This window comes from Hippea alviniae EP5-r (assembly GCF_000420385.1).
In the GTDB taxonomy this organism is placed as follows: Bacteria; Campylobacterota_A; Desulfurellia; order Desulfurellales; family Hippeaceae; genus Hippea; species Hippea alviniae.
In genome coordinates, this window is sequence record NZ_ATUV01000001.1 from 939,015 (window position 1) to 952,546 (window position 13,532).

A 13,532-nucleotide genomic window follows, 5' to 3' on the forward strand; every position below is an offset into this window, starting at 1 on the left:
GCTGTTTATTTTTCAAATTTTACTAAGAAGTTAAGTGTGAATTATGAACTCGCCGTATCTGTTTAAGTCTTAAGCGCAACTTGTATAGCAAATCTTCAAATGTCAAACCATCTTCTGGAAACCTAACGAATGTCTTATACAGCAATCCTTCTGAATATTTCTTTACATCTTCCTGTTTGAAAAGGAATTTATTTCTAACCTTTGCGTCAACATCTTCAATGAACGAGAAAAATCTCTCCATATTGCCTTCAGGACAAAGACATACAAAAGAGTCCGCACCATCTCTCATAACCCTTAAAAGATAAGGATTAGCAAGCAACTCTTCTGCAAGATACTCTATAAGCTTATTCGCATAATCTATACCGTAGGTATGGTTTATATACCCTAAATCCTTTATATCCACAACAAACAACAAGAACGACTCTCTATTTTTTATCTTCGATACCACAAACTCCCTAAACAAAACGAGCCTGTCCGCCCCTGTCAAGTAATCTTTAAAGAAAACGCTAACCCTTTCTTCTTCTATCTCTCTCAACTGCGGCAAGTTGCTTCCTTGCTCATCCTGCAAACAGTTGTTAACTAAAATATCCTTAGAAACCTTTAAGGTATATCTATCAAGAGCCATTTCTTCCATAACCTTTATCGCCTCTTTTGGAGAATATCTACTTTTCTCTCTATAAGTTCTCTTGCTCGTCAAAGCATCAAACACATCAGCTATAGCTAAAACTCTTGCACAGCACTCTATCTGATGACACTTGAGTCTATCAGGGTATCCACTACCATCACACCTCTCGTGATGGTGTTTAATGCAATCAGCTACATATTCAAGCTGGTCTATACCCTTAACCATCTCATAAGAAAATACGGGATGATACTTTACTATCTCAAACTCATGCTTTGAAAGCCTGCCCGGCTTAAGCAAGATTGAATCTGGTATTCCTATTTTTCCTATATCGTGAAGAAGGCCAGCGGTGTATATAAGATTTTTTTCCCTTTCACTTTTACCAAGTGCTTCCCCTATAAGTCTCGCGTAATATGCAACCCTTTCTGAATGCCCTTTTGTGTATGTATCTCTTAATTCTGCGACTTTCATGAGAGATTTCAAAAATTGCTCTTCGTTTTTAGTAAGAACATGAGTTATTTCTGCAAGCCTTCTAAAAGATAAGACAGACATAACAAGATGCATACCTATATTTTTAAGCAAAATCTTGTGATATCCTATATTTTCTATCTTTTTTTTAAAGCCATAAGCAAAAGATGCTACGAGTTGCCCATTGTATTCAATAGGAACAAATATGCCATCTTCCAAGCCGAGAATATTTGCCTGTTTTGATAATTCTAACCCATATCTCTTAATGGCTTCTGAGTAGGTAATAGTAGTCTTGACATTTTTACTAAATAGTTTATATGTAATCCAATCCTCAACATCATCATTAAAATCATCATAGCAAACGGTAAAATCTCCCGTTCTATCAACCACACAATAAACACTATCGTAAGGCATTATAAAACCTGTTATATCTGCATGAGAGTATCTCAAAACATATCTGAGATTACTTATCAACCAATCGTGCAAAGATACATAAGCTATATTCCTTAAAGAAGAAGAAATCTTTATATGCAATTGTTCAGTTTGATTGTGAAGCAGAATTTTGTAGCTTTTAAACTCGCTTGATATTACAGTCGAGATAATGTCCGCTACCAGTTTTAAATCTTTCTCGTTATCACTATCAAAATAGTTATATTCATCTAAACAAACAACTTGGATTGCACCAAAAACATCAACACCTTTAATAAGTGGCGCTGTAAGAACAGATTTGACTTTAGCATCCTTCCATTCTTTTACCGCATGTTTATATCTCGGATAATTCCCTACATTGACTAAGTTTCTTTTTTCTAAACTCTCCTTAAAAGCACCAGCCATATAGATATCATCGAGTTTTTCTTTTATCCCAATACTGTTAGACAAAAAATAAGAAAAGCTAACTTCCTTATTTAGATTCAAAACACTTTCAAAGTTAGCAATTCCAAGAACAGAAAACTCAACACCAAAATATTCAGCTATTCTCCTAAGAAGCTCTTCATTGTTTATATTCAGACGCCACTTATTTAAAATAAAAAATAATAGTTCAGATAATTTTACTTTCACTTATCCCCCTGCAAATTATAGTGAAATGTTAAACAAATATCAAACTATTATCAAATTATTTTAACATTTCTGCAAAGCTATCTTTATCTATAGGCTTACAAAACAGATAACCTTGAGCGTAATCACAGCCCATACTCTTTAAAATTTCAACCTGCTTTTTAGTCTCAACACCCTCAGCAGTTGTTTTAAATCCAAACTCTTTAGCTATACTAATTATAAGCTTAACAAGACTTAAATCTTTTCTATTTGTAAGCATACCTCTTACAAAAGCCATATCTATTTTAACTACATCAACAGGAAGCTCCCTTATGTATGTTAAAGATGAATATCCTGTGCCAAAATCGTCAACGGCTATTTTAACACCAACATCTTTAAGCTCATATAAAACCTTTTTAGTGTAATCTCTGTCGTCTATAAACACTCTTTCTATTATCTCAACCGTTAAAAGATTGCCTTCAACTCCAAAATCTCTTAGCACTTGTTTAATAAACTGAACAATATAATCTCTCCTAAAACTTTTAGGAGAGATATTCACTGAAATAGGAATCCTTTTATTAAGAGAAGCTACTGTCTTAACCGCTTCGTAAATTATTCTCTCTTCTACATCAAACATAAGATTTGAATCTTCGAGCACTTCTATAAACTCAGAAGGCGGAACTATTTTACCTTTATGAACCCATCTAAGGAGTGCTTCTGCACCTGCAATCTCTTCTGTTTCTATAGAGTAATAAGGCTGATAGAACAAGACAAACTCGTTATTTTCAAAAGCCTTTTTTAGTTTATCTTTGAGTTGTATAATTTTAAATACTCTCTTCTGAGTATTTTTCTTGAAAAAACCTATTTCATTTTCACCTTGCGATTTAGAAGATACAAGAGCAAGTTCAGCTTTCGATAAAAGGTCATCGGGACTCTCACCGTCAATAGGGTAAAAACTAACGCCTATATGATAAGAAGGTAAAATACTGTTGTTGTCAATCTTAACAGGTTCGTTTAACCTTCTCAGAATTCCCATAAGCTTAACAAGAGCATCCTCTTCGCTATTAACTGAAGACATAAACAAAGCGAATTTATCACCAGTAAGCCTACCAACAATATCGTTATTCTTTATATCCGCAGTTAACCTTTTAGCAGTTTCTTTTATTAACTCATCTCCAACGGTATAACCGTAAACCTGATTTATATAGGAACAGTTGTGAATATCTATAACAGCAAAAGCTGAAATTTTTCCTTTTTCATTTTTTAGAACCAGCCCAACTTTTCTTAAAAACTCGTCTTTATTTGGCAATTTAGTTAATAAATCATGTCTTGATAGAAATATAAGTTTCTTCTGAAGTTCTTTTTCCTTCGTTATATCCTTACCAACAGCTATATAATACCTTATTTTTCCATCTTCTTTATAAGGAATAATTGTCGTATAACCCTCAACAAGTTTCCCGTCCTTAGTCCTGTAAACAAATAAATCACTAAACACCTCACCTTTTCTTAAAGACTTTGCAAGTCTTTTTATAAACTCTCTATCATGCTGATTAGAAGAGAAAATCGAATGCTTTTTTCCTATAACTTCCTCATACTTATAACCATGAAGTTCAAGTGCTGCTTCGTTCATATACACAATTCTAAAGAACCTATCCATTATAACAACATACGAAAAGCCTGCGTTGAGAGCTATTGAGATTATTTTATTCCATCTTCTATTTCTTAAGTATTGTAAAGAAGCTTCTATATCACCTTTAACTTGAAGAAGCAGTTTATAAAATTTCTTGGTAAATTCTATTCTAAAATCAAAAACAGCTATTACAACAGCAAAAACATTTGAAGATAAATTCAAAGGAATAGCAAAGCAACTTTGCAATCCATATTTCTCAACAAGACCCTTAAATTTAACTGTTCTAAAATCACTGCTTATATCAGAAGTCAGCTTTATGCTGTTTGTCGAATAAGCTCTAACAAAAGGAAATTCATTATCCTCTGGCTTTAACTTATCTATACCGGTTTTCAATTCTTTAGCAAAACTTTCCATTTTATCGTTTCTCACCGATGCATAACTAACAATCCACTTACTATCAGCATTTACTATAACAAACGAAGCAGCAGCATTTAAGTGCTCAACCAAAATTGCACAACTTTCTTTTAATAATTCACTCTCATCTTCAACAGATATAAATACTTCGTTTAAGTGATAGAGAGTCAAATAAAACCTATTAAGAGACTCAAGCTGCTCCTGTTGCTTCTTTTGAATAGTTATATCTCTCATCAAGCCAACAAACTTAAATATTTTCCCGCGTTTATATATAGGAACAACACTAACATTGAAGGTTTTATGCTCTTTATTTTTTGTTATAGTCTCATATTCAAACTCAACAGGACTTTTCTTTAACAGACGAGCATAAACTTCAGTTTTCTTACACTCCTTTTTTCTCTCCTCAGCCCCGAGAAACAATGGGGTTCTTCCCCTAACATCTTCAAGTGTATATCCAAGCGCCTTAACAAATGCACTATTTACATATTCTATTTCGCAATCTTCATTTGTAATGACAACACACTCTTCTATTTCTTCTAAAACTTTACTTACAAGTTTTAGATTTCTCTCTGACTTTATCTTCTTAATAGCGAACTCAACATCACCTTTCAATTCCTTTAGCAAATCCAAATATTCGCTTATAAAGGCATTTCTTTTTTGAGAAAAAACAAGTAGTATATTTTCAACTCTCCCATCAACAACTATAGGAATGGCACAATTTGAACGAAATCCAAGTTTTAACAAATCATCACGCCAGTAAACCATATCAGGATTTGATTCTGTATCGGGATTTATCACTATCTCGCCTTTGGAAAATGCTTTAGCAGCCGTCCCTCTGCCATACTCTGACACACCATCAACAGTTGCAAATACACTTTCAAAAAATTCTCTGCCTTTGCCTGCTACATAATTGATGCCAATTCTTTTCTCTTCGTCAACAGAAGCTACAACAGCTGCAGCAAAACCAACCCTAATTAATACATTGCAAATCTCAGCAAATAAATCACTCTCATCTTCAACTTTTATTATTGCTTGATTTATATCTTTAAGAGCCATATAAAGCTTTTTAAGATTACTCTCTTCAGTTATATCTACACCAAAGAGAATTCCAGCCGGCTTGGAGTTATATACAACTGTGCTACCATAAATGCTAAAAATCTTTTCCGTCCCATCAGAAGAGACAACTTTAACGCCGTGATATACACTACTGAATTTAATACCTTTAAGTCTCTGAGAGGCATGATGATAACATATATCCCTATGAAGTTTACCTATAAATTCACAGATATGCTTGCCTTTTAAATCTTTTTCCCTGTATCCTAAAACCCTATAAAAGTTCTTATTTGCAAAAACTATCTCTCCATTTTCCTGATACAGCACAATGCACACATTACCCACATCATTGAAAATCTCAAATAATTCAGAACTCACAAGTCTCCCATCAGGAACAATAAATCCATAAACAAAAGTAAACTCTTTATCTTTTTTAAACACTGCAGTGATAGAAATATCACCTATACCTTCACAAAACAGAGACTCTTGAACAATGCCGTCTCTTTTTGAGTTTTTTAAAACGAAGAATTTTATCTTGTCTGATGATATCTCTTTAGCAAACGTATTTTTCAATATATTGAACTTATCTATTTTAGAACCATCTTTTGTTAAAACAGCATCAAAAATTAAACTGCCACTCTGCAACATATTTACATTTTATTACCCTAATAGTGGCAATGTCAACAACAAGATTGTATTATTATGATATGGCAAGAACGGGTATTGCAAATCTGCCCTTACATACAGGAAAAGCTCCACGATGGTTGTTTGAGAAAATGGTTGAACTATCAGAGCAGATAACATACTTAATCTGCCTTGATTTAGGAAAAGACGAGTTTTTAAACAAAATATCAGACCCTTTCTGGTTTCAGGCTTTTGGTTGTGTCTTGGGTTTTGATTGGCACTCAAGCGGTCTTACGACAACAGTATGCGGAGCATTAAAAATTGCTTTAGATAAAATAGGAAACGAAATTGGCCTGTTTATGGCTGGTGGCAAGGGTAAAACTGCACTAAAAACACCGCAGGAGATTGAAACAGTTGCAGAAAAACACTCAATAAACGCAAACTTTCTAAAATACACAAGTAAAATCATAGCAAAAATAGACAATGCTGCACTGCAGGATGGCTACCAACTTTATCATCACACAATTATATTCACAGATAAAAACAACTGGTGTGTAATTCAGCAGGGATTAAACGAGAAAAACTCAATGGCAAGAAGGTATCACTGGCTAAAAGACACAACAAAAAGCTTCACAAAAGAACCACACAAAGCCATCTGCTCGCAAAGATTAGAAAACCTTGTTCTAAACCTTGTGGCAAAAGAGAGTATAAAGGTGCAAAATGATTTTATCGATTTTTTAAACTCACCAATCCATTCCATAGAAAAGGAATTAAGCAGAATAGAAACATTGAATTTACCACGAAGGCATTACATCACTCTATCCGACTTAAATATAAAAAGGCTTAAGAAAAACATTTTAGAAATATCAGACAAAAAGCCTTCAAACTTTGAACAGCTTTTAAACATAAAAGGAGCAGGCAGTAAAACCCTAAGGGCTTTGAGCTTAATATCTGAGATTGTATATTCGGACAAGCCAAGCTTTAAAGACCCTGCACGATACTCGTTTGCTCACGGCGGTAAAGATGGCCATCCATATCCCGTTGACTTAGAAACTTATACAGAGAGCATAGAAACATTAAAAGAGATAGTAAACAGAGCAAAAATAGGCCACTACGACAAAGCAAGGGCTTTAAAAAGACTCTCAAAACTGTTATAACGGCTTAGGTTTTCTCCTTATAGGATTAATACAGATACTCTTTATAACAACATCTATAGACGCACAATAAGTCTCGCTTTTATTACACAGATACAGCTTAACCTTCTCATTATTCACACCAAAATTTGAGACAAAACCTTTGGGAATATGCCACAAAAACTCACCCTTCAACGCATCAACATTGCAATTACCCAAAATGCCAGCAGGATGTCCGCCTATTACCGGCTCTATACATAGCTTTTTAACATTTCTCGATTTCCACTTTATAAGATAACTCCTACCTTCACACAGAACAGCATTGTGTCTTGGCGAGAGTATAACAATAAAAGGAGAACTGTTAGAGCTCATTCCAAACGAATTAAAACTCAAAACAAAAACAGCACTTAACACAAACAATAGCCTTCTCATCTTCGCTTCTCCTTCACCTTTCAATCAAAACTTTAACCAGCTCACCTTCTGCAAGTAGTGTATCGGGATACATGTTATTCATAACATAAATTGTCTTATAAAATTTCCTTTTTATACCTAATTGTTTAAGCAAGCTCTCAAATGTGCAGCTTCTTTTTACCTTTACAACCTTAACATAGGTGTTTTTTACATAAATCTTAGACGAATCTGTCAATCTCTTAAATGTCTTCATAGGCATGTTCAGATAAAATCTATCCTTGCGATACACTGCTAAAGGAGATTGAGCGATGAATATAAAACTCGTTGAACCATACCTTACAAAAACACCCTTTTTATAGAACAGAACACCGTTTTCTGATATTACCTTAGAAAATTCAAAAGCATCAAAACCGTTTACTGATATATGTTTTATTGGACTTCTATTTGAGAATTTAGCTGCAAGCGTATAAATATCAACCTTCGAAGTTGTAATCTTTATAAACTCTCCTTTAACCTTGGGATTGTAAACAAGGATAAACCTGCGTGTATCAGAAAGGCTCCAGCCTTTGGGAAATCTAAACTCAAATCTCATAGCAGGATGATAGTAATGATTACCTTCGACATAACCGTATCTTTTATCTTTACCGAACAAGATCCCGTTTATATGAGCTAAATACCTATCCCTTCCAATCTCATAATACTTTCGTCTTGCTACACTCTGCCACAGTCTAACTTCCCTGTAAATTTTCTCTTTTCTGTGCGGTGGTGATGGGTGGGTTGCTAAAAACTCAGGAAGAGAATAATGTTTCTCTGACTGATAACGCATAAGTTCATCAAAAAATTTGGCCATCTGCGTAGCATCATAACCAGCTAAAGTAGCATACTTTACATCCAAATAATCAGCCTGATACTCATCTTCTCTGCTGAAACTCAGAAACAGAAGATTACCCGCTATGCCTATAAGCGGAATATACCTTCTAAATTTTTTAGACTCAGAATAAGCTATCGCCAGACCAAGATTGAATAGAAGCTGTTTTGAAATCATCGATGCAACATGATGGGCGTTTATGTGTCCTGCTTCATGACCTATAACGGTGGCAAGCTGGGCTTCATTGTTGAGATATGCCAAAATTCCACGGGTTATGTATATATACCCGCCGGGAGTTGAGAAAGCGTTAACGGCTTCAGAATCAAGCAAAATAAAGTGATAAGGTATTTTCAAGTCGGCATGACTTACAACCCTAAGCCCAACGGATTTCACATATGCATTTAAATTCTTATACCTATAAATCCCATATGTTGAAACAATATCTTTATAAGCTTTACTGCCGAGTTCAAACTCCTGCTGCATCGAAAGAAGAACAAGCTCTTTTCTACCCGTCGCAGGATTAATAGTGCAAGAGTTAAGTAAAAATAGGGTTAAAAAAAGTAAAACCCCTTTAAAGAGTCTAATCCTTCTCGACATAATCCCTGACATATTCTATATCAAGATGTTTTGGCGCTAACTTCTCTTCAACAACTTTTATAGCTTCTTCTTCTGTTGCACAATACTCTTCTATACCGAACTCAACACAACTAACATGCACCTTTCCTTCATTTTTCTTAAGTTTAACCACAACCTTCTCAGCCATAGAGCACCTCCTTTTTTATATACATTTGTTAATAAAATTAATGCGTTTATCCTAAAAATCAAGAAGTATCTGGACTAAGTATAAGTTTTTCGTATAATCTATTCAACTTTCATAGGGAGGTTCAAAAAATGGAAAAAAAGCTTCTAACATTGGGACACAGCCCAGACCCAGACGATGCGTTTATGTTCTATGGTTTAAACATAGAAAATGGCGTTGACACAAATGGCTATGAGTTTGAACAAATCCTAAAGGATATCCAGACATTAAACGAGATGGCAATTGAAGAAAAGCTTGATATAACAGCAATATCCTTAGCAGCATACCCAACAATCTCAGATAAATATGCAATACTCTCAAGCGGTGCAAGTATGGGTTATAAGTATGGGCCGCTGATTGTGGCTAAAGAGAAGTTTGAGCTTGAAGAACTTAAAAAGAAACTCATAGCCATACCGGGAAAACTGACAAGTGCATACCTTGAGTTAAGACTGCTTTTGGGAAAGGATTTAACCGTTGAAGTTATACCGTTTGACAAGATATTTGATGCTGTTTTAAACGGAGATGTTGATGCTGGTTTGATAATACACGAAGGCCAGTTAACATACTCAAACTATAAGCTTGAAAAAATTGTCGATTTAGGCGTTTGGTGGTATGAGAAGACAAAATTACCACTACCACTTGGCGTAAATGCCATTCATAGAAAATTCGGCGAAGAGATGAAAAACATATCGAATATTTTAAGAGAGAGTATTCTGTTTTCTTTAAATCACAGAGAAGAAGCCGTAAAATATGCACTCAACTTTGCTCGTGGAATGGACAAAAACTTAGCTGATAAATTCGTTGGCATGTATGTAAACGAACTAACTGTCGATATGGGCGAAAACGGACTCAAAGCATGCAGACTGCTTCTAAAAGAAGCATACGACAAAGGTTTAATAGATAAACTGCCAGAAATAGACCTTGTCTGAAATTTACGATGTTGCAATCATAGGCGCAGGTGCATGTGGGCTTGCCTGCGCTTTAAATCTAAAAACTGATAATGTTATAATTCTTGATGCAAAAAGTGGAGCGTTAAAGTTAGCTTTAACGGGAAATAATCGCTGCAATATCACAAATACGTTTACAATTGATGAATTTATCCAATCATACGGCAAAAATGGAAGGTTTGTTATTGATACATTCAGAAGATTTTTCAGAAATGAACTGCTTGAGTTTCTTAAATATTACGGCATAGAAACCATAACGGAAAATGAAAAGATTAGATTAAAAAACAGAAGCTCAAAAGAGCTCGCCCATATTCTGCTAAATGAAACACAAAAAAAGTTCAAACTTAAAAAGTTTCACAAAGTTATCAAAGTAAAACAAGAAGATGAAACATTTGGGATAGAAACTCTAAACAACAAGACATATAAAAGTAAGTTTGTTCTGCTTGCAACGGGTGGCAAAAGCTATCCACAGACAGGTTCTGATGGTTCAGGATATAAACTTGCAGAGCAACTTGGACACAGAATAGAATCGTTGGAACCTATTGAAACACCATTTTGTTGTAAAAAAACAAAAAATCTTCAGGGTATATCACTGCGTAATGTTGAACTAACACTAAAAATAGGCAAAAAAACCATAAAAACAGAAGGTGACATTATCTTTACTCATTTTGGGATAAGCGGGCCAGCAGTCTTAAAACTCTCAAGCGAAAGTTTCAAAAAAGGAAAACTCTTTTTAAGACTCATAAACCTTGATGAGAAAACCTTTATAAACAGACTCCACTTTTTCAAAGGCAAAACAAAAAATCTTCTATCAAAACACATACCAGAAAGGCTTGCTCAATTAGCACCTTATGCTGAGCTAAACTGTGCAAATCTAAATAGAAAACAACTAAACAAAATAGCCGATTTCGTCTTTAGGTTTGAGTTAAACATAGAAAAATGCGGCTTTAAAAAAGCATTTGCAACAAAAGGTGGTGTAAGCTTAAAAGAAGTTAACCCTAAGACTCTTGAGTCAAAAATCGCCAAAAACCTATTCTTCTGCGGAGAAATCTTAAATATTCAAGGTCCCATAGGCGGATTTAACCTTCAGTTTGCATTCTCAAGCGGATTTTTAGTTGCAGACGAGATAAACAGAAGACTATTCAAGTGATTTTTCCTTCTCGTCCATGAGATAGAAGTTCATACCAATTACAAACATCAAAGCCATCTTTATTGTCGCATCAACAAATGTATTTTCAAAGAAACCCATAACAAGAAACGCAATATAACTGCCAACAAACGAATAGAATATAGCCTTCATTCTTGGCGACTCTCTTGCTGCTTTAAAATTTAAAAATAACATATAAAACCAAAACAGAAGATAACCCAAAAGGCCCACTATACCCGTTTCACCTAAGTATCTTAAATAGATGTTATGAGAGATGCCACCATAAAATCTTTCTTCGGGTTTAACTTTTAAATTAGCAGGAATAGTATTTTTAAAAATAACAACAAACTCTTTATAAACCAAATCCCTGGTGTCTCTTCCTGCTCCAAATATTTTCTGCTTAATTGTATAGTTTTTAAATGTATTTAAATATGACTTCCATATAATAATTCTATTTATGTTCCCGCTCGCTCTCTTTCCTATATTAACTTTAAAAGAACTCATAAATCTACTTTTAAGGGTAGGAAAAGCAAAGATCAACAGCATAAAAAGTAACAACCCTACTACAAACACACCCACTTTCTTCAATAAAGTCTTAGGAACCAACACGGAAAAAAAACCCACTCCAACAATAAAGCCAAGCCAAGCCGAACGGGCTTGAGCTAAAATAATAGCAATAAAAATAAACAAAGAAGCAACTGCATACAAAACCCTTTTAAGATAAAAAGATAAACCAACAAATAAAAAAAATAGAAGCAATAAGACACCTGAAGTTGTAAGATGATTATTTAGAAAGCCCCATGCTTCAGAAGGGTGAAAATAAAAATGCAAATTATAAAAGTCAATGTGTTTTAGGTGTTGATGGGTAAACGCTTCGAATATTATTGCAACTGATAGAACCATCGATGAGAGAGCAAGCAAATTTATCACATTCCTAAAAACCTTTTTCTCTTTAAATGATTTATACGAAGAGAAATAGGGAATAAGATGGTGATTTAAGCAACTCATCTTTAAAAACGACAAGCTCATTTGACTGATCATAGTTAAAACATCAGGTATAAGAAAAATAAGAAGCGGCCTAAATAGTGGATAATTCTTAAAATCCTTACTCAAAAGAAACAACAAGATACCGGCAGATGCAACACCAATGGCTATATTATCGCCAGCTATAGAAATAGGAATAGTTAAAGCAAACAGATATGAAGACAAAGTTATAAAAAATATGGCTACTCTTTTGAACTTCGCCATTTCATAAAATTATACTCGAAACAAACAAAAATTTCAAAAAAATACAAAAATTTAAACCACCAAAAAGTTAAAGTAGAATATTTTTGTAAGGTACCCAAAAACTCCCATGAGAAGAAAATAAAAACCATCCTATAAGCATAGCTAAATAAAATATAGAAATAAAAGAAAATAATCCATACTTTAGTAATTTATTTTCAACAAAATAAATTACTCTATTAAAAACAATAATCTGTAGAGAATAGAAAAAAAGCAATATTCTGTCTCCTAAAGTTGTCAAGTGAGTCGTCAAAACCATTATCAAAACCAAGCCCGAAAAGATGCTCACCACTCCCCACATCCAAAAATCTCCATACCTATTCTCCCATTCATTTTTCAGAAAAAACAAAAAAACTCCAGGAATTGTATTTATTATTGACCTTATTATAGCTCCGGTAGAATGCATTATATTAGATACAACATAAAGTTGATAAAAATGCATAAATCTATCATATATAACTTTATGCATTATTATAGATATAAACAATAAAAGAATTAACGTTAATTTAACATATTTACTGAAATATCTTTTATCAGATAAAAATATTATACCCGATACAATGGCACTTTCGTGAAATACAATCGCAAGAGCATAAAACAATAACGTTTTTATTATATCTTTTTTTCTAAAAGCTCCAAACATAGCCATAACAAACCCTATAGATACACTCTGTCTCGAATATCCCCCAACAACAACTGTTATTAAATAAGGAAAAGCTATAACCAAACTTTGAGATAAGCTTAACTCGAAGCTCTCTAAAAAATAAATAAAACCTAACCCAAAAAGAAAAACACATATACTATTAACTCCAACTATACCTAACCCCAAAAATTTTGATATATATTCTACAACCACATATCCAGGGTCAAATGTAAATATTTGTCTGAAAGAAAGATTTTTATATGCACCCAAATAGCTATCCCAATCTCCCCCTATTTTCCATCTAAAACCAACAAAAAGCACTAAAAACAAAAGAAATATGCCATACTTTATTTTTTTATTAAGGCTTACATTAAATTCCAAAGAGAGAAAAGCACTTACTATAATTGTTATGTAAATTAAAACATAAAACAACATCGTTCTGCTCTACTTTCAG

The 13,532-nt window shown here is 33.8% G+C and carries 10 protein-coding genes; 3 read left to right on the forward strand and 7 right to left on the reverse strand.

Annotated elements, in window-relative coordinates; genetic code table 11:
- Nucleotides 1–22: 22 nt before the first annotated feature.
- Both G415_RS10730 and G415_RS0104885 read right to left on the reverse strand, forming a co-directional pair.
- Nucleotides 23–2,149 carry an HD domain-containing phosphohydrolase gene (locus tag G415_RS10730; RefSeq protein ID WP_022670491.1) on the reverse strand — a complete coding sequence of 709 codons (2,127 nt, stop codon included), beginning with the start codon at nucleotides 2,147–2,149 and terminating at the stop codon, nucleotides 23–25.
- A gap of 55 nt (nucleotides 2,150–2,204) precedes the next feature.
- Nucleotides 2,205–5,870 (reverse strand): EAL domain-containing protein, encoded by a 3,666-nt coding sequence (locus G415_RS0104885; RefSeq protein ID WP_022670492.1) that lies wholly within the window; start codon nucleotides 5,868–5,870, stop codon nucleotides 2,205–2,207.
- Nucleotides 5,871–5,899: 29 nt separating this feature from the next.
- Between G415_RS0104885 and G415_RS0104890 the strand changes: the two genes are divergently transcribed.
- The gene (locus G415_RS0104890) at nucleotides 5,900–7,003 is read left to right on the forward strand and encodes a DUF763 domain-containing protein (RefSeq protein WP_022670493.1); all 1,104 of its coding nucleotides are present in this window, start codon (nucleotides 5,900–5,902) and stop codon (nucleotides 7,001–7,003) included.
- Here the strand turns inward: G415_RS0104890 and G415_RS0104895 are convergent.
- From G415_RS0104895 to G415_RS0104905, 3 genes are read right to left on the reverse strand one after another with little or no spacing between them, the layout of a single operon-like run.
- On the reverse strand, nucleotides 6,998–7,411 hold the full coding sequence (locus tag G415_RS0104895; RefSeq protein WP_022670494.1) for a hypothetical protein: 414 nt from the start codon (nucleotides 7,409–7,411) through the stop codon (nucleotides 6,998–7,000). The genes G415_RS0104890 and G415_RS0104895 overlap by 6 nt on opposite strands.
- A 13-nt stretch (nucleotides 7,412–7,424) precedes the next feature.
- Nucleotides 7,425–8,855, reverse strand: coding sequence for a M48 family metalloprotease (locus G415_RS10735; protein ID WP_022670495.1), 1,431 nt, complete (start codon nucleotides 8,853–8,855; stop codon nucleotides 7,425–7,427).
- Complete coding sequence (locus G415_RS0104905; protein ID WP_022670496.1) at nucleotides 8,839–9,021, reverse strand: hypothetical protein; 183 nt, start codon at nucleotides 9,019–9,021, stop codon at nucleotides 8,839–8,841. The genes G415_RS10735 and G415_RS0104905 overlap by 17 nt, the downstream gene beginning before the upstream one ends.
- A gap of 128 nt (nucleotides 9,022–9,149) precedes the next feature.
- On the opposite strand from G415_RS0104905, the gene G415_RS0104910 reads away from it, so the two are divergent.
- Both G415_RS0104910 and G415_RS0104915 read left to right on the forward strand, forming a co-directional pair.
- A complete protein-coding gene (locus tag G415_RS0104910) occupies nucleotides 9,150–9,986 on the forward strand; it encodes an MqnA/MqnD/SBP family protein (RefSeq protein ID WP_022670497.1) in 837 nt (278 codons plus the stop codon).
- On the forward strand, nucleotides 9,979–11,154 hold the full coding sequence (locus tag G415_RS0104915) for a BaiN/RdsA family NAD(P)/FAD-dependent oxidoreductase (RefSeq protein WP_022670498.1): 1,176 nt from the start codon (nucleotides 9,979–9,981) through the stop codon (nucleotides 11,152–11,154). Before G415_RS0104910 ends, G415_RS0104915 begins: the two co-directional genes overlap by 8 nt.
- On the opposite strand, the gene G415_RS0104920 is transcribed toward G415_RS0104915, so the two are convergent.
- Together G415_RS0104920 and G415_RS0104925 are read right to left on the reverse strand one after the other, a co-directional pair.
- Nucleotides 11,143–12,399 (reverse strand): O-antigen ligase family protein, encoded by a 1,257-nt coding sequence (locus G415_RS0104920; protein ID WP_022670499.1) that lies wholly within the window; start codon nucleotides 12,397–12,399, stop codon nucleotides 11,143–11,145. The genes G415_RS0104915 and G415_RS0104920 overlap by 12 nt on opposite strands.
- A gap of 67 nt (nucleotides 12,400–12,466) precedes the next feature.
- Nucleotides 12,467–13,513 carry an EpsG family protein gene (locus G415_RS0104925; RefSeq protein ID WP_022670500.1) on the reverse strand — a complete coding sequence of 349 codons (1,047 nt, stop codon included), beginning with the start codon at nucleotides 13,511–13,513 and terminating at the stop codon, nucleotides 12,467–12,469.
- Nucleotides 13,514–13,532 lie beyond the last annotated feature (19 nt).